Source organism: Cellulomonas xylanilytica, assembly GCF_007989805.1.
Classification (GTDB): domain Bacteria; phylum Actinomycetota; class Actinomycetes; order Actinomycetales; family Cellulomonadaceae; genus Cellulomonas; species Cellulomonas xylanilytica.
This window is the reverse complement of record NZ_BJUB01000007.1, coordinates 183,853-199,398: the sequence shown is the minus strand read 5'-3', so window position 1 is coordinate 199,398 and position 15,546 is coordinate 183,853. Positions and strand designations below refer to the sequence as shown.

Here is a 15,546-nt window from a genome sequence, read left to right as displayed (position 1 = left end):
ACGACCGAAGGGACCCGCCGCAGCGGGTCCCTTCGTCGTCGTGCAGGGGTCAGCCGGCCGTCCGGGCGGCACCTACCGGCTCGGCCTCGACGTGCGCAGTCACTGCCTCCAGGACGAGCTCGGCGCGGTAGGCGCGGACCGACCACGCGATGGCACCGGCCCAGACCACGGCGATCGCGCCGAGGACGAGCCCCTCGGCCGGGGTGCCGGCCAGGCCGACCCCGTCGCTGCGGAGGAGGGTGCGGGCGTTGGTGAGGACGATCAGGCCACCGACCGCGGAGCCGAGGATCCGGCCCGGGATCTTGCGGACGAGCCACGCCGCGATGGGTGCGGCGATCACGCCGCCGACGAGGAGGGCCAGGACCCAGGCCGGGTTGATGCCCTGCGAGCCGAGCGCCCACAGGAAGCCGAGGCTGGCGGCGATGGCGACGAGGAACTCGGACGTGTCGATCGAGCCGATGACCTTGCGCGGCTCGATCCGGCCGGAGGCCAGCAGCGCCGGGGTGCCGACGGGGCCCCAGCCGCCGCCGCCGGTCGCGTCGACGAAGCCGGCGAACAGGCCGAGGGGCGCGAGGAACCGCTTGCGCAGCGGGAGCCCGAGGCGGTCCTTGCGCAGCCCGAAGAGCGTGAACCGGACCAGGATGTAGATGCCGAGCGCCAGGAGGATGGTGGACATCACCGGCTTGGCGGTGGCTGTCGAGAGGTTGGACAGGACGTAGGCGCCGACGAACGCGCCGACCGCGCCGGGGACGCCGATGCGCAGGACGACCTTCCAGTCCACGTTCCCGAACCGCCAGTGCGAGACGCCCGACACCAGCGTCGTGCCGATCTCACTGAGGTGGATGGTCGCGGAGGCCGCCGCGGGGTTGGTCCCGATCGCCAGCAGCAGGGTGGTGGACGTGACGCCGTACGCCATGCCGAGCGCGCCGTCGACCAGCTGGGCGGCGAGCCCGACGAGGGCGAGCAGGATCAGGGAGCGCACGAGACCACCTCGGGTGCGGGACGGGACACCCGATAATCCCGACCTTCTTGGTCACCCGGTAGACCGGTATCAGCCGCTGAGATGGACGGCCGTATGGTGGGACGACTGCTCAGGGGTTGACCCAGGCGTCCTCGCGCGCGCCCAGCTCGTGCACGTGCGGCGGCAGCTCGCCGGACACCAGCCCCGCGAGGGTCACCCGGTCGAGCACGTCGCGGACGCTGACGCGCAGGGCGACCCAGACCTCGAGCAGCGCCTGCGCGGACCCGCCGTACTCCAGCGCGGTCGGCCGTTCGTCGCGGACGGTGACCAGCGGGCCGTCGACGGCGCGGATCACGTCGGCGAGCGTGATCTCGTCCGCGGGCCGCGCCAGCCGGTAGCCGCCGGACCGTCCACGGACGCTCGTGATCACCCCGGCACGGCGCAGGTCGCCCAGGATCCGCTCCAGGAACGCGACGGGGAGCTGCTGCCCCTCCGCCAGGTCGTCCGCCCGCACGGGGTCCCCGTGAGGGGACGCCGCCAGCTCGGCGCACGCCCGCACCGCATAGTCCGCCTTCGCCGAGACCCGCATGCCGTCGATTGTGCCCCCCGCGAGCCTCCGGAATACCCCCTAGGGGTATGGTGTTGCGCAAAGTGCACCCGCTCGACGACGGAGAGAGAGACCACCATGCACGGCTACACGGACGCCAAGGACGACTACCTCAAGCGCCTGCGCCGCGTCGAGGGGCAGGTCCGCGGCATCGCCCGGATGGTCGACGAGGACGTGTACTGCATCGACATCCTCACGCAGGTCGCAGCCGTCACGAAGGCGCTGCAGGCCGTGAGCATCGGGCTGGTCGAGGACCACCTGGCGCACTGCGTGGTCGACGCGGCCCGGCAGTCCCCCGAGGAGGGGGCGGCGAAGGTGAAGGAAGCGGCCGACGCGATCGCCCGCCTCGTCCGCAGCTGAGAACCACACGAGCCGAGAACCACACTGAGGAGAACCACCATGAGCACCACCACCACGTTCGGCGTCGACGGCATGACCTGCGGCCACTGCGTCTCCGCGGTCACCTCCGAGCTGTCCGCCCTGCCCGGCGTGCAGGACGTCGCCGTGCAGCTCGTCGTCGGCGGGTCGTCGACCGTCTCGGTCGTGTCCGAGGCACCCCTGCCGGACGCAGCCGTGTCCGAGGCCGTCGTCGAGGCGGGCTACGCCGTCACCCCGCGGAGGTCGCTGCTGTGAGTCACGACCTGGACCAGAGGACCGTCGACCTCGCGATCGAGGGCATGACCTGCGCCTCGTGCGTCGCGCGCGTCGAGAAGAAGCTGAACCGCCTGCCCGGCGTCGAGGCGACCGTCAACCTGCCGCTGGAGTCGGCGCGGGTGACCGTCGACGGACCGGTGGACGCCGACGCGCTCGTCGCCGCCGTCCGCTCCGCCGGGTACGACGCCACGGTCGTCGGTGCCCCGAAGCAGGCCGCACCCGAGCAGACCCAGCACATGCACCACGAGGGCATGGACCCGTTCGAGCACGCCCTGTCCGGGCACTCGATGGCGCCCGGACACGACATGGACCCGGACGAGGACACGTCCGCCCCCACCGACGCGCGCGGCACCGAGCTGCGCAGCCGGCTGCGGGTCGCGAGCGTCCTCACCGTCCCGGTGCTGCTGCTGTCGATGATCCCGGCGCTGCAGTTCACGGGCTGGCAGTGGGTCGTCGCCGCGCTGGCGCTCCCCGTGGTCACCTGGGCCGCGTGGCCGTTCCACCGGGCCGCCTTCCGGGCCGCACGGCACGGCGCCTCGACGATGGACACCCTCGTCTCCATCGGCGTCATCGCCGCGACCGCCTGGTCGTTGTGGGCGCTGCTCCTGGGCGGTGCGGGCGAGCTCGGCCTGACGATGACGCCGACGCTGTGGCCCCGGGCCGAGGACGCAGCGATGGGGATGGAGGTCCCCGAGCTCTACTTCGAGGTCGCCGCCGTCGTCACCACGTTCCTGCTCGCCGGACGGTACGCCGAGCACCGGTCCCGCCGCCGTGCGGGTGACGCCCTGCGCACCCTGCTCGACCTCGGCGCCAAGGACGTGGCGCTGCTGGTCGACGGCACCGAGCGACGGGTTCCCGTCGACCGGCTGACCGTCGGCGACGAGTTCGTCGTCCGGCCCGGCGAGAAGGTCGCCACCGACGGCGTCGTGGTCAGCGGCACGTCCGCGCTGGACACGTCGCTGCTCACCGGCGAGCCCGTGCCGGTCGACGTCGGCCCCGGCGACGACGTGACCGGCGCGACCATCAACACCTCCGGTGCTCTCGTCGTGCGCGCCACGCGCGTCGGCGCGGACACCCGCCTGGCCCAGATCGGCCGGCTCGTCGCGACCGCCCAGACCGGCAAGGCGGCCGTGCAGCGGCTGGCCGACCGGATCTCCGCGGTGTTCGTGCCGATCGTGCTGGTCCTGGCGCTCGGCACGCTGGTCGTCTGGCTGGCCACCGGCTCCGGCGCGCAGGCCGCGTTCACCGCCGCGGTCGCCGTGCTGATCATCGCGTGCCCGTGCGCCCTCGGGCTGGCGACGCCGACCGCGCTGCTGGTCGGCACCGGCCGCGGTGCCCAGCGCGGCATCCTCATCAAGGGCCCGGAGATCCTCGAGCAGACCCGCACCATCGACACCGTCGTGCTCGACAAGACCGGCACGGTCACCGAGGGCCGGATGGCGCTGGTCGACACCATCGGCGAGCCGGACGTCCTGCGGTACGCCGCTGCCGTCGAGCAGCTGGCCGAGCACCCCATCGGCCGGGCCATCGCGGCCGCGGTGGCGGAGCAGGACGGTCCGACCGGGGCCGACGGCGTCGTCATCGGCGCCGACCAGGTGCACGACTTCCGTGCCGAGGCCGGCCACGGCGTCTCCGGCGTCGTCCGCACCGCGCACTCGGGCGTCGGGCTGGGTCGTCGTGTCCTCGTCGGCAAGCCCGCGTGGCTGCGCGAGCAGGGCATCGACCCGGCCGCGTTCCAGGCTGCGGTCGACGCGGCCGAGGCCGACGGCGCCACGGCCGTCATGGTCGCCTGGGACGGCGCGCCCCGCGGCGTGCTCGTGCTGCGGGACCCGGTGAAGCCGACGTCCGCCCAGGCGGTAGCCGAGCTGCGCGCGCTCGGCCTGCGGCCGGTCCTGCTCACCGGCGACAACGCGGGTGCGGCGCGTGCCGCCGCCCGTGAGGTCGGGATCGACGAGGACGACGTCGTCGCCCACGTCCTGCCGGCCGACAAGGTCGCCGTCGTCGAGCGGCTGCAGCGCGAGGGCGCCCGCGTCGCGATGGTCGGCGACGGCGTCAACGACGCGGCGGCGCTCGCCACCGCGGACCTGGGGCTGGCCATGGGCACCGGCACCGACGTGGCCATCGAGGCGTCCGACATCACGCTGGTCCGGGGGGACCTGCGCTCGGCGGGCGACGCCATCCGGCTGTCCCGCCGGACCCTGCGGGTGATCAAGCAGAACCTGTTCTGGGCGTTCGCCTACAACGTCGCCGCCATCCCGCTGGCGGCCCTCGGGCTGCTCAACCCGATGATCGCGGGCGCCGCGATGGCGCTCTCGTCGGTCCTGGTCGTCGGCAACTCGCTGCGGCTGCGCCGGTTCGAGTGAGCACCGTGCCGGGTCGGACGCCCTCCGCGTCCGACCCGGCCGTGCCGCTCAGTGGAAGCGGCGGCCCTCGTCGCGGCGGTACGCCGTCACGGCCATCACCGCGAAGAGGGCCGTCCACGCCAGGAGCACGAGGAGCGCGAAGGTGTACGCGGAGTAGCCCGTGACCGCCTGGACGGCCAGGTCGCGGGCCGCGCGCGACGGCAGCAGCTTGCTGATCGCGTCGAGCCAGGCCGGGAACGACTCCGGCGGCATGAACAGGCCACCGGCGAACGCGAGCGGGAACAGCGTCGCCTGCACGACGGCGATGGCCGCCTTCGAGCTGAGCCGGTACCCGATCGCCAGGCCGAGCAGCAGGAACGGGACCGCGACCGCGGGGACCATGGCGATGGCCGCGAGCGCCTGCGTGGGCGTCACGGTCGCGGCCGTGAGGAACGCCCCGAGCAGCACGAGCGGCACCAGGGCGAGGTACGACCAGAGCACCCCGTTGAGCACCCGGCCCATGAGCCGCGGACCGGCGCCGGCCGGCAGCGTGCGCAGGAACGGGTCGAACGGCATCGCGCGGTCCTCGGAGACGCCCACGCCGAACGAGAACAGGCACGTCGACATCACCGCGAACACCCCGAGCTGCGCGACCGCGGCCGTGGCGATGCCCGGGTCGTCGGCCACCGCGCGCTGCGGGATGACGAAGAACAGCAGCGCCAGCGACGGGAACAGCAGGTTGCCGATCACCGCGATGGGGATGCGGACGGTCTCCAGGAACTGGAACCGCGCGTGCACGACGGCGAGCGCCCAGAAGGGTCGCGGGGTCAGCACCGTGCTCATCGGACGGCCTCCTTCTCGGACGTGAGGGTGAGGAACGCTTCCTCGAGCGAGGCGCCGCGCAGCTCCAGGTCGTGGAACGGCACGTCGTCGACGACCAGTGCGCGCACCAGCCGGTCCGCGTCGCTGGCCAGGACCGTCCACCGTCCGTCGAGTCCCTGCTGCGCGCTGTACGCACCCGGCAGCCGGGCCAGGTCGACGTCGGCACCGGGCGGGAGGGACAGGACCACGCGGCGCAGCGCGACGAGGCCGAGCACCGACGCCAGGCTGTCGTCGGCCAGCACCCGGCCGCCGCCGATGACGACGACGCGCTGGGCCAGCGCCTCGATCTCCTCCAGGTAGTGGCTGGTCAGCAGCACGGTCGCGCCGTCGGCGTGGTAGTCGCGCAGCGCCTGCCAGAGGATGTGCCGCGCCTCCACGTCGAGCCCGGTGGTGGGCTCGTCGAGCAGCACCAGCCGCGGCCGGCCGACGAGCGCGAGGGCGACCGCGAGCCGACGCTTCTGCCCGCCGGACAGCCCACCCGTCTGGCGGGCCAGGAGGTCCTCGAGCCCGAACCGCGCCAGCACCTCGCCCCGCGCCATGGGCGCCGGGTAGTGCTTGGCGACGAGGTCGACGACCTCCCCGACCGTCAGTGTCGGCGGCAGGCCGGTCTCCTGCGGGGTGGTGCCCAGGGCGATCCGCGACGACGCGTCGCGCGGGTCCCCGCCGAACAGCCGGACCGTGCCGGAGTCCGCGCGCCGCAGCCCGCTGACCAGGCTCAGCAGCGTGGTCTTGCCGGCGCCGTTGGGGCCGAGCAGGCCGACCAGCTGCCCCTCGCCGACCGTGAGCGACACGTCGTCCAGCGCGGTGACCGCCCCGAACGTGCGGGTCACACCGGCCAGCTCGACGACGGCGGTCATGACGCACCGCCGAGCAGTGCCCGCAGCGAGCGGGTGTACGTCTCGAACGCCAGCCGCCCGGTGAGCGTGAGCTCCACGTAGGTGGCCGGGGTCCGGCCTTCATGGGTCTTCGTGATGAGCACGTAGTCCGCCTCCTCGAGTCGGCGCAGATGGGTGGAGAGGTTTCCCGCGGTCATGTCGAGCAGCTTCTGCAGCCGGGGGAAGGTGATGCGGTCCTGCGTCCCGAGGGACGCCAGGGTGGCGACGACGCGGAGCCGCGCCTGGGCGTGGATGACGGGGTCCAGCTCGACGTCAGGCACGGGCCCGCACTGTCTCGAGGAGGCCCGCGGCGAGCATGCCGCCGCCGCCCGCGAGCGCCATGACCAGGTAGGAGCCGGGCAGGCCGACGAGCGCGGCGGCGGCTCCCGTGAGCGCCATCCAGCACCCGATGACATACATGGAGGTCGCGCACCAGAGCATCCCGCCGGCGACGTAGAGGAGCCCGACCACCAGGGCGGCGATCGCGTTGGCGGCGAGCGCGGTGACCTCGTCCGACGCACCGGCCCGACCCAGCCCGCCGACGATCATGCTCTGCGCGAGGAACCCGACCGGCCAGGCCCAGCCGTACATCGCCCCCTGCCGCGCGCTGGTGCCGGCGATGCCGCGCGTCCGGTGCAGCACGTGCACGATCGTCACGACGACGGCGATCACGCCACCGACGATCGCGACGACGCCGGCGAGCAGGGACGGCGCGGACCCGTCGCGGGACGTGAGCCAGATGCCGCCGTAGCCGACGAGCCAGACCGTGCCCCAGAGGCCGAAGAGCAGCGAGCCGGACGGCCGGGTGTCCTCCGCCCGCGCCCGCTGCGCGTCGATGATCGCGAGCGCGTCGGCCAGCTCGGGAACCGCGTCGTCGGGTCGCGGCGTGCGGTCCCGCGGGTGGTCGGACGTCATCGCTCCTCCTGAGGTTTGTCCTACAAAGTAGTTTGCGTGGCCGCTCCTGGCAAGACCCCGACCCAGGCGACGTCCAGGTGACGTCCAGACGTGCCGCCTAGGCTTCGGGGCATGACCGCGCAGCCGCCTGCCGACCAGCGCGCCGACGACCCCGCCGCTCTGCCCACGCTCGACGGTCCGGGCGACTCGGTCGTCGGGGCCCCGCCGCCCAGCCAGCGCGCGTACCGCCGCCGGATCACCACCGAGATCTGGATCGTCCTCGGGCTCTCGCTCGGCAAGTCCGGCCTCTACGCGGTGGTCAACATCATCGACCGGCTCACCGCCGGCCCGCCGCTGGGTGACCAGACCACCACCCTGAACCCCAGCCGGTCACCGCGACCCTGGCTCGACCTGACGTACCAGCTGCTGCAGGTCGGGTTCGCGCTGGTCCCCGTCGCACTCGCGCTGTACCTGCTCTCCGCCAACGGGAAGTCGGCGGTCCGCCGGATCGGCCTGGAGCTCACACGGCCCTGGCGGGACCTCGCGGTCGGCGTCGGGCTCGCCGCCGTCATCGGCATCCCCGGCCTGGGCCTCTACGCCGTCGCCCGCAGCCTCGGGCTCGCCGTCGAGGTGCAGGCCTCCGCGCTGAACGCCGCCTGGTGGACCATCCCCGTCCTGCTCCTCGCCGCGCTGCAGAACGCGCTGCTGGAGGAGGTCATCGTCGTCGGCTACCTCATGGAGCGGCTCCGCGAGCTGCGCTGGAGCGTCCCCGCGATCCTGATCACCAGCGCGCTCGTGCGCGGCTCGTACCACCTGTACCAGGGCTGGGGCGCGTTCGTCGGCAACGCGATCATGGGCCTGGTGTTCGCCGAGTACTACCGGCGGAAGAGACGGGTCATGCCGCTCGTGATGGCCCACACGATCATGGACATGGTCGTGTTCGTCGGCTACGCGCTGATCCCTGCCGCGTGGATCGCGGCCATCGGGCTGAACTGAGTCAGACGGTCGCGGAGCTGCCGCCCAGCTCCTTGACCGCCTGCTTCGTCGCGAAGCCGCTGACCAGCAGGACGACCCCGCCCACGAACGCGAACAGGCCCAGCAGCACGACGACCACCTTGACCGACTCCTGCGGGTGCGTGAGCAGCAGCAGACCGAACAGGACGTTGATCAGGCCGAACGTGAGCACCCAGTACCAGCCGACGTCCCGCGCGCGGTACAGCACCACCGCCGCGATGATCCCGAGCACACCGAGGATGAGCACCCACCCGGCGATCAGGTAGAAGAGGATCTGCGCCGTCTCGGGCGTCCACACGACGACGACGACACCGATGGCCACCCCGATGAGGCCGGACAGCAGGAACCACCCCGCACCCGGCTCGGACCGGTTGGCGAACCACTGCAGGATGGCGACGACGCCGTCCAGGATGGCGAAGATCCCGAAGATCCAGACGAGGGCCGTCACCGACCACAGCGGCTGCACCAGCATGAGCAGGCCAAGGACGAGCAGCACCACCCCGCGCAGGACGGGCACCCACCACGAGCGGCGCAACGCGGACGAGACGTCGGCGGCGGTCAGGTCGTCGGACATCGGTGCCTCCAGAGGGAGTCTGTTCCATCAGCCTTCGGCGTCACGCTAGTGGACGACACGGACGAAGCACCCCGACTCGCGCGAACCGCCGTCCCGGCAGGTCAACCACCAGATCGACGGCGTCGGCCCGCCCTGACGGGCACACACGGCACGGCTGCCTAGACTCGCCCGTATGTCCGCGACGCCCGCCAGCCGCGCGGACGTCGACGCGGGTGCCGCCGCCGACGTCCCCGCGCCCGTCGGCGACGCCGTGACAGACCCCGGGGCACCGTCGGACGAGGTCGAGGTCGTCGACGTCCCTGACGTCCGGGTGCACCACCCGAGCGACCTGCTGGGCACGGTCCTGTCGGCCCTGGGCATCGCGCTCGTGCTGGTCCTGGCCACCTACGCGCACAACACCACGTCAGGCGTGGCCGAGGACGTGCAGGGCTTCGCCACGCTGCTCAACCGGATCCTGTTCGTCCCCCGCCTCGGCCTCGAGATGTTCGTGACCCTCGCCGTGCCGCTCGCGGTCATCACCGAGCTCGCGTTCCGGCGGCTCGGCCGGCAGCTGCTCGAGGGCCTGATCGCGGCCTTCGCGGCCCTCGTCCTGAACATCGCGGCCCTGTGGGCGATCGAGACCTTCGGCTCCGCCGAGCTCATCATCGGGATGTCGATCCGGCTGCGGGGCGACTGGGTGGTGACGCTCCCCGGGTACGTCGCGCTGCTGGTCGGGCTGCTCACCGTGGTGGGCCCGCGCGGCCGGCGCCGGACCGTGAAGTGGTCCTGGAACCTGCTGTGGGTCGCCGTCGGCGTGCTGCTGATCACCGCCGGCGTCTCGCTGCCCGGGCTCGTCGTCTCCTTCCTCATCGGCCGGGTGACCGGCCTCGGGGTGCGCTACCTGTCCGGCGTGCTGTCCGAGCGGGCCTACGGCGACAGCCTCGTCGCGGGCGTCCGGCGGGCCGGGATCGAGCCCGCCCGGCTGCTCCGGGTCGCCGACGAGACCACCGGGTCCACCGCGGACGGCGCCCCCGAGCTGGACGGCGACCAGGCCGCCCGCGCACTGACCCGGTCCACCGACCACCGCCTCTACGAGCTGACCACGCGCGACGGCCAGGAGCTCGACCTCGTCGTCATCGACGGCGACCGGCAGGTGGTCGGCATGCTGAGCCGGTTGTGGCGGTCCCTGCGGATGCGCGGGATCGAGGGGCGCTCCGTGGTGTCGCTGCGGCAGGCCGCCGAGCGGGCCGCGCTGCTCGCCTACGCCGCGCGCGCCGCCGGCGTCCGCACGCCCCGCCTGCTGAGCATGGCCGAGGCCGACGACTCGATGCTCCTCGTGCAGGAGCGGCCCGACCGCGCCGTCCCCCTGGGCGACCTCGACCCGGAGCAGCTGACCGACGAGGTGCTCCAGGAGATCTGGGCCCAGCTCCAGCTCGCCCACGACGCCGGCATCGCGCACCGCTCCCTGACCAGCGACGTGCTGCTGGTCGAGATGGTCGTCGGCCGCCCGATCGTGTGGCTGACCAGCTGGGAGCAGGGCGACGTCGCGTCCTCGGACCTGGCGCGACGGATGGACGTCACCCAGCTGCTGGCCCTGCTCGCCCTGCGGGTCGGCGCCGAGCGCGCCCTTGACTCGGCGGCGGTCGTGCTGTCCGACGAGCACCTCGCCGCCATCGGGCCGCTGCTGCAGATGATCACGCTGCCGCGCCTCACGCGCGACGAGATGCGGGCGAACAAGAAGGTGCTGGCGGACCTGCGGTCCGCGCTCGTCGCGCACCTGCCCGAGGCCGACGTGGAACCGCAGCAGCTGGTCCGGTTCGGTGCGCGCACGGTGCTGACCATCGTGGTGCCGATCGTCGCGATCGTCTTCGTCGTCACCAGCATCAACGTCGAGGAGATCACGTCCGCGCTCTCCACCGGCGACTGGCGCTGGACCCTCGTCGCCTTCGCGCTCGGCCTGGTCACGCTCGTCGGCGCCGCCCTCGCGTTCGTCGCGTTCTCGCCGGTCAAGCTGCCGCTGTGGCGCGCGACGCTGGTGCAGACCGCCGCGACCTTCGTCGGGCTGGCGGCACCCGCGGGCATCGGCCCGGCCGCGCTCAACCTGCGGATGCTGACGCGCCGCGGCGTGTCCACGACGCTGTCCGCGGCCACGGTCGCCCTGGTCCAGGTCAGCCAGTTCGTGGTGACCCTGGCTCTGCTCCTGGTGCTCAGCATCGCCTCCGGCTCGGGCGAGTCGGCGCTGCCGATCTCCCCCGGCGTGCTCTTCGCCATCGGCATCGTCGCCGCGCTCATCGCCTCCGGGCTGCTGGTGCCCAAGGTGCGCCAGTGGGTGCTCGCCAAGATCATGCCGACGCTGCGCCAGACGTGGCCGCGTCTCATCGAGGTGCTCGGTCAGCCGTGGCGCCTGGCGCTGGCCGTCGGCGGCAACCTGCTCATGACACTCGGCTTCATCTTCGCGTTCGACGCCAGCCTCGCCGCGTTCGGGCAGGAGGCCAGCCTGATCCAGGTGGCCATCGTCTACCTCGCCGGCAACACCGCGGGCGCGCTCGTCCCGACCCCCGGGGGCATGGGCACCATCGAGCTGGCCCTCGCCGGCGCCCTCACCACCACCACCGGCATCAACGCCGGTATCGCCACCTCGGTCGCGGTGCTGTTCCGGGTGGCCACGTACTGGCTGCGCATCCCGATCGGGTGGGCGGCGATGCGGTACCTGCAGAAGACCGGCGAGCTCTAGACGCGCCTCCGGGCCGGCACCTGTGCGGTGCCGGCCCGGAGGGTCGTCCGGGTGATGCTGTCGATCAGGCGAGCGCCTTGGCCTTCAGCTGGGCGAACTCGTTCTGGTCGATCGTGCCGGCGTCCAGGAGAGCCTTGGCGTCCGCGATGTGCTCCGCGGGCGACTTGCCCGCCACCTCACGGATATAGCTGTCGGTGTCCGACTTGGCCTGCTGCACGGCCTGCATCTGCCGCTCGGCCATTCCCTTGCCACGGGCGATGATGTAGATCAACGCGGTGAGGAATGGCACGACGATCAGGAAGACGATCCAGACGGCCTTCCACCACCCGCTCAGCGCGTGGTCGCGGAAGAGGTCCCCGATGATCTGGAACAGGATGACGAGGTAGGCGAAGAACAAGAACCACCAGATCAGCAGCCAGAACCACTGCGCAAAGCTGTCCATGTGACCTTCTCTCAACGGGGCCGTCCTCTTCTGGCAGGCCCGCTGAGGCCGAGGCTAACGGACAAGTCGCGCGAATTGCACCACTGTGTTAGCGCCCGCTCATGTCAACCTGACCTGGGACAAGACAGTACCCCCCGGGCCACGACGGCCCGAGGGGTGCTGTACGAGTGCTGTCGGGACGAGAGCCTCAGGCCGCAGCGTGCTCGCGCTGCGCCGGCACCAGCTCGATCACGCTGCGACGAGCAGCGAGCCCGGCCCACGCCTTGACGCGGGGAGCCGGAAAGGCCGGGGTGGAGGTCTCGGACGGGTCTGCTGAGTAGCCGCGCTGGTCCATGACGGGTCCTGTCTGTTCGGTAGCCCGGCTGACCCTGTAGGTCCCGTGGCTTTGCGTCCCCTCCTTGCAGAGGGTTTGCCGTTTTCGCTGACAAGTCAGACATTAGAGCAACATGAGAGTCCGTGGAAGCGTGTCAACAGACCAATTTCGGACACGCGTCCATTTCACCCGGTCGGACGTATCACCGATACTTTCGGTGCACTCCGCGTGCGTGGTCACCCGAACGTGAACGAGAACGCCTGGACGCCCTCGGACACCATCAGATCGAGTGACCCCTGGCCGATGGAATCGGCTGTGACCAGCGAGTATGCCCGTGGCGAGCCCTCCACGGCGACCTCGACCCGGTCCACCACCTTCCCGCTCCCGTCCCGGATCAGGGCCTCGACGGTGCCGGTTCCTCCTAGCACGACCTGAACGACCTTCGCGTGGTATCGGAGCCGCAGTCCGGCGTCCGGACCCGCCGTCGCGCCCTGGTAGTCCGTCGTCCAGGTGCCACCGAACGCCACCGTGTCCGCCGCCTGCTCCTCCGGGAACGTGTACGTCGCCTCCCCCTCGCGGTAGTCACCGGCGACGTTCACCTTCTTCCCGACCGACAGGAACGTCTCCTGCGTGACGTCGCCGTCCGGTGTCGTGTCGTCCACCTGCGTGCGCGCCGGCAGCTCCGCCTGCGGGTCGGCCTCCTGGAGCAGCTCGCGGATCAGGGTCTCCGTCTGCGCGTAGCCGCCCTCCCCCTGGGACACCTGACGGATCTGGCCGTCCGCGTCGATCAGGTAGTGCGCGGGCCAGTACCGGTTCCGGTACGCGGTCCAGGTGGCGTAGGAGTTGTCCTGCGCCACGGGGTACGTGATGCCCAGCCGCTCGGCGCCGTCGACGACGTTGCGGGTCTCACGCTCGAACGCGTACTCCGGGGTGTGCACCCCGATGACCTCCAGGCCGGCGTCGCCGTACGCCTCCCGCCACGCGGTGACGTGCGGCACCGAACGCTGGCAGTTGATGCAGGAGTAGGCCCAGAAGTCGAGCAGCACGACCTTGCCCCGCAGGTCCGCCAGCTCGACCGGTGCACCGTCCGGCGTGTTCAGCCACGTCTCGATGCCCCGGATCTCCGGCGCGGGCCCGCAGTCCTCGAGCACGGCGGAGTTGTTGCTGCACTCGGCCAGCTGCCGGTTCTCGTCCGTCACCAGCCCACCGAGGTCGAGCTGCTCGCGCACCGTCTCGTTGGCGGCGACCCGCGCCTGCAGCGACTCCGTGTAGCCGGGCAGCGCCCGCTGGATCGCGTCGGTCACGTTGAACGCCAGCGCCAGGGCGAGCGCGATCATCAGCGCCCCGCCCGCCGCGCGGATGGCCAGCTGGTGCGTGCGGAAGGCCGCGATGCGCTCCGCCACCCTGCGCCCGGCCAGCGCCAGGACCAGCAGCGGGATCGCCGCGCCCAGCGCGAACGACACCGTCAGGACCACCGTGCCCGGTCCCACCGAGCCCGTCGCGCCGGCCACCGTGATCGCCGCCAGCACCGGCCCCGCGCACGGCACGTACACCGCACCGAGCCCCAGGCCGAGCACGAACCCGCCCCGCGCAGCGCCCGGTGCACGCTTCGGGGTCAGCCGCTGGAACGGGCGTTCCAGGACCTCCTCGAACCGCGGCACCAGCAGCCCGAGGCCCAGCAGCGCCAGCACCGCGATGCCGGCCCAGCGCAGCAGGTCCTGCGGGAGGCCGAGCAGGTTCAGCAGCACCGTGCCGACGAGGGTGACCAGCGTGAAGCTGGGTGACGAGACCCGCGATGACCAGGTACGGACGGCGCGCGGCGACCCGGTCGCGGCGCCTGTCGTCCGCCGTGGGTGCGGGACGGTCGAGGGTGGCGACGCCGGTACCGGACGTCCCGGCGGTCCGACCGGTGCCGGCCGACAGGAACGACGGCTGCGCCATCACTCCGACGCCGGCCGCGCCCTTGGCGTTCCCGGCGGTCCGGACGGTCGGTCTCCCACGCGCACCCTCCACGCCGCCCGCGAAGAACACCACGGGCAGCACAGGGAGGATGCACGGCGAGATGCCGGTGATGAGGCCACCGACGAGCCCGATGAGCGCGAGCGTGAGCAGGTCCATGGCGGGGGTTCGCCGCGGCGACGCCGGCGGATGGGTCGGGCAGCCGCGAGGAACTCGTCGAGAATCCGACCCATCCGCTCCCCCGACGGCCCCGAACCCCACCCGAGAGACGACCGGGCGGGTACCCCACCCGGACCTGAACCAAGGGAGAGCCACCATGCGCACCACGAACCGCACCCGCATCGCCGCCGTCCTGCTCGCCGGCGTCACGGGCCTCGCCCTGACCGCGTGCAGCTCGGGCTCGAGCGACGACACCGCGGGATCCGACTCCTCCGCGTCGATGGAGGCGCCCATGGAGACGCCGTCGGAGATGCCCACCGAGGACATGATGACCGCCGACCCCGCCGCCGACCTCGTCGGCCCCGGCTGTGCCGACTACGCCGCCGCCGTCCCCGACGGCCCCGGCTCCGTGACGGGCATGTCGGCCGACCCGGTCGCCGTCGCCGCCTCGAACAACCCGCTGCTCACCACCCTCGTGGCGGCCGTGTCCGGGCAGCTCAACCCCGAGGTCAACCTCGTCGACACGCTGAACGGCGACGAGTTCACGGTGTTCGCGCCGGTCGACGAGGCCTTCGCCAAGATCGACCCCGCCACCATCGAGTCCCTGAAGACCGACGCCGCGACGCTCTCGTCGATCCTCACGTACCACGTGGTGCCCGGGCAGCTGTCGCCGGACATGATCGACGGCACGCAGACCACCGTCCAGGGCGGCACCGTCGAGGTCACCGGCTCCGGCGACTCGATGATGGTCAACGGCGCCAACGTCATCTGCGGCGGCGTCCACACCGCCAACGCGACCGTCTACCTCATCGACGGGGTCCTGATGCCGACGATGTGACGACCCGGCGGGCCGGTCGCTGCGGCGGCCGGCCCGTCCTCGCGGTCCCGTCGCTGCGGCGTCGGACCGCCTCTGCTCGCCGGTCACCCCTGACGCCGGGCGAGCCGCGGAGCCCCCTCGCAGGGTACGGCGAGGGGGCTCCGTCGCGTCCGGCCGGGTCCGGTCGGGTGACCGCGGCACTGTGCGACGAGCGCGGCAGTCTCAACTGCCGCGCTCGTCGCGAACTGCCGCGCTCGTCAGGTCCGGGGCACCTCAGGCCCGCGCTTCCCCGACGAGATCGTGGGTTCGTCGCCAGACCGGGGGTGCGCACCCACGATCT

16 protein-coding genes and 1 riboswitch are annotated in these 15,546 nt (G+C 72.5%); of the genes, 6 read left to right on the top strand and 10 right to left on the bottom strand.

All coding sequences use genetic code 11. From position 1 onward, the window contains the following. Positions 1-49 precede the first annotated feature (49 nt). Both CXY01_RS12420 and CXY01_RS12415 read right to left on the bottom strand, forming a co-directional pair. Positions 50-982: a sulfite exporter TauE/SafE family protein gene (locus CXY01_RS12420; RefSeq protein ID WP_146927748.1), complete on the bottom strand. Its 933-nt coding sequence runs from the start codon at positions 980-982 to the stop codon at positions 50-52. Positions 983-1,091: 109 nt separating this feature from the next. Beyond that, a complete protein-coding gene (locus CXY01_RS12415) occupies positions 1,092-1,550 on the bottom strand; it encodes an RrF2 family transcriptional regulator (protein ID WP_146927747.1) in 459 nt (152 codons plus the stop codon). Between the two features lie 96 nt (positions 1,551-1,646). Here CXY01_RS12415 and CXY01_RS12410 point away from each other — a divergent pair, with 96 nt between their 5' ends. Genes CXY01_RS12410 through CXY01_RS12400 form a run of 3 tightly spaced genes read left to right on the top strand, consistent with a single transcriptional unit; the run spans position 1,647 to position 4,585 of the window. Beyond that, positions 1,647-1,928, top strand: a complete 282-nt coding sequence (locus tag CXY01_RS12410) for a metal-sensitive transcriptional regulator (protein ID WP_146927746.1) — start codon at positions 1,647-1,649, stop codon at positions 1,926-1,928. 39 nt (positions 1,929-1,967) lie between these two features. Next, positions 1,968-2,201, top strand: coding sequence for a heavy-metal-associated domain-containing protein (locus CXY01_RS12405; protein WP_146927745.1), 234 nt, complete (start codon positions 1,968-1,970; stop codon positions 2,199-2,201). A gap of 44 nt (positions 2,202-2,245) precedes the next feature. Beyond that, entirely contained in the window at positions 2,246-4,585 is a 2,340-nt protein-coding gene (locus tag CXY01_RS12400) for a heavy metal translocating P-type ATPase (protein WP_146927833.1), read from the top strand. Positions 4,586-4,633: 48 nt separating this feature from the next. Here CXY01_RS12400 and CXY01_RS12395 read toward each other — a convergent pair whose 3' ends face one another. Genes CXY01_RS12395 through CXY01_RS21045 form a run of 4 tightly spaced genes read right to left on the bottom strand, consistent with a single transcriptional unit; the run spans position 4,634 to position 7,236 of the window. Continuing rightward, positions 4,634-5,407, bottom strand: a complete 774-nt coding sequence (locus tag CXY01_RS12395) for an ABC transporter permease (RefSeq protein WP_146927744.1) — start codon at positions 5,405-5,407, stop codon at positions 4,634-4,636. After that, the gene (locus tag CXY01_RS12390; RefSeq protein WP_146927743.1) at positions 5,404-6,303 is read right to left on the bottom strand and encodes an ABC transporter ATP-binding protein; all 900 of its coding nucleotides are present in this window, start codon (positions 6,301-6,303) and stop codon (positions 5,404-5,406) included. The genes CXY01_RS12395 and CXY01_RS12390 overlap by 4 nt, the downstream gene beginning before the upstream one ends. After that, the gene (locus tag CXY01_RS12385) at positions 6,300-6,602 is read right to left on the bottom strand and encodes a transcriptional regulator (RefSeq protein ID WP_146927742.1); all 303 of its coding nucleotides are present in this window, start codon (positions 6,600-6,602) and stop codon (positions 6,300-6,302) included. The genes CXY01_RS12390 and CXY01_RS12385 overlap by 4 nt, the downstream gene beginning before the upstream one ends. Then, entirely contained in the window at positions 6,595-7,236 is a 642-nt protein-coding gene (locus tag CXY01_RS21045) for a hypothetical protein (protein WP_246125287.1), read from the bottom strand. The genes CXY01_RS12385 and CXY01_RS21045 overlap by 8 nt, the downstream gene beginning before the upstream one ends. Before the next feature lie 111 nt (positions 7,237-7,347). On the opposite strand from CXY01_RS21045, the gene CXY01_RS12375 reads away from it, so the two are divergent. Further along, positions 7,348-8,211, top strand: a complete 864-nt coding sequence (locus CXY01_RS12375) for a CPBP family intramembrane glutamic endopeptidase (protein ID WP_146927741.1) — start codon at positions 7,348-7,350, stop codon at positions 8,209-8,211. A gap of 1 nt (position 8,212) precedes the next feature. On the opposite strand, the gene CXY01_RS12370 is transcribed toward CXY01_RS12375, so the two are convergent. Beyond that, entirely contained in the window at positions 8,213-8,803 is a 591-nt protein-coding gene (locus CXY01_RS12370; protein WP_146927740.1) for an HdeD family acid-resistance protein, read from the bottom strand. 172 nt (positions 8,804-8,975) lie between these two features. On the opposite strand from CXY01_RS12370, the gene CXY01_RS12365 reads away from it, so the two are divergent. Further along, positions 8,976-11,516 (top strand): lysylphosphatidylglycerol synthase transmembrane domain-containing protein, encoded by a 2,541-nt coding sequence (locus CXY01_RS12365; RefSeq protein WP_146927739.1) that lies wholly within the window; start codon positions 8,976-8,978, stop codon positions 11,514-11,516. A 64-nt stretch (positions 11,517-11,580) separates the two neighbouring features. Here the strand turns inward: CXY01_RS12365 and CXY01_RS12360 are convergent, their stop codons facing one another. The 3 genes from CXY01_RS12360 to CXY01_RS12355 form a co-directional block, all read right to left on the bottom strand. Further along, the gene (locus CXY01_RS12360; protein WP_146927738.1) at positions 11,581-11,958 is read right to left on the bottom strand and encodes an SHOCT domain-containing protein; all 378 of its coding nucleotides are present in this window, start codon (positions 11,956-11,958) and stop codon (positions 11,581-11,583) included. Between the two features lie 187 nt (positions 11,959-12,145). Further along, positions 12,146-12,292: a hypothetical protein gene (locus CXY01_RS20865; protein ID WP_156374094.1), complete on the bottom strand. Its 147-nt coding sequence runs from the start codon at positions 12,290-12,292 to the stop codon at positions 12,146-12,148. A gap of 15 nt (positions 12,293-12,307) precedes the next feature. Beyond that, positions 12,308-12,382, bottom strand: a riboswitch (cyclic di-GMP riboswitch). A 125-nt stretch (positions 12,383-12,507) separates the two neighbouring features. Further along, on the bottom strand, positions 12,508-14,019 hold the full coding sequence (locus CXY01_RS12355; protein WP_246125285.1) for a cytochrome c biogenesis protein DipZ: 1,512 nt from the start codon (positions 14,017-14,019) through the stop codon (positions 12,508-12,510). Positions 14,020-14,546: 527 nt separating this feature from the next. Here CXY01_RS12355 and CXY01_RS12350 point away from each other — a divergent pair. Next, the gene (locus CXY01_RS12350; protein ID WP_146927737.1) at positions 14,547-15,227 is read left to right on the top strand and encodes a fasciclin domain-containing protein; all 681 of its coding nucleotides are present in this window, start codon (positions 14,547-14,549) and stop codon (positions 15,225-15,227) included. The last annotated feature ends 319 nt before the right edge of the window (positions 15,228-15,546 follow it).

Bases quoted from the DNA above. Each gene is read 5' to 3' on its own strand.
- CXY01_RS12360 (WP_146927738.1), bottom strand. From the start codon at position 11,958: ATGGACAGCTTTGCGCAGTGGTTCTGGCTGCTGATCTGGTGGTTCTTG.
- CXY01_RS12395 (WP_146927744.1), bottom strand. From the start codon at position 5,407: ATGAGCACGGTGCTGACCCCGCGACCCTTCTGGGCGCTCGCCGTCGTG.
- CXY01_RS12390 (WP_146927743.1), bottom strand. From the start codon at position 6,303: ATGACCGCCGTCGTCGAGCTGGCCGGTGTGACCCGCACGTTCGGGGCG.
- CXY01_RS12365 (WP_146927739.1), top strand. From the start codon at position 8,976: ATGTCCGCGACGCCCGCCAGCCGCGCGGACGTCGACGCGGGTGCCGCC.
- CXY01_RS12405 (WP_146927745.1), top strand. From the start codon at position 1,968: ATGAGCACCACCACCACGTTCGGCGTCGACGGCATGACCTGCGGCCAC.
- CXY01_RS12375 (WP_146927741.1), top strand. From the start codon at position 7,348: ATGACCGCGCAGCCGCCTGCCGACCAGCGCGCCGACGACCCCGCCGCT.
- CXY01_RS12400 (WP_146927833.1), top strand. From the start codon at position 2,246: ATGACCTGCGCCTCGTGCGTCGCGCGCGTCGAGAAGAAGCTGAACCGC.
- CXY01_RS20865 (WP_156374094.1), bottom strand. From the start codon at position 12,292: ATGGACCAGCGCGGCTACTCAGCAGACCCGTCCGAGACCTCCACCCCG.
- CXY01_RS12350 (WP_146927737.1), top strand. From the start codon at position 14,547: ATGCGCACCACGAACCGCACCCGCATCGCCGCCGTCCTGCTCGCCGGC.
- CXY01_RS12410 (WP_146927746.1), top strand. From the start codon at position 1,647: ATGCACGGCTACACGGACGCCAAGGACGACTACCTCAAGCGCCTGCGC.
- CXY01_RS21045 (WP_246125287.1), bottom strand. From the start codon at position 7,236: ATGACGTCCGACCACCCGCGGGACCGCACGCCGCGACCCGACGACGCG.
- CXY01_RS12415 (WP_146927747.1), bottom strand. From the start codon at position 1,550: ATGCGGGTCTCGGCGAAGGCGGACTATGCGGTGCGGGCGTGCGCCGAG.
- CXY01_RS12370 (WP_146927740.1), bottom strand. From the start codon at position 8,803: ATGTCCGACGACCTGACCGCCGCCGACGTCTCGTCCGCGTTGCGCCGC.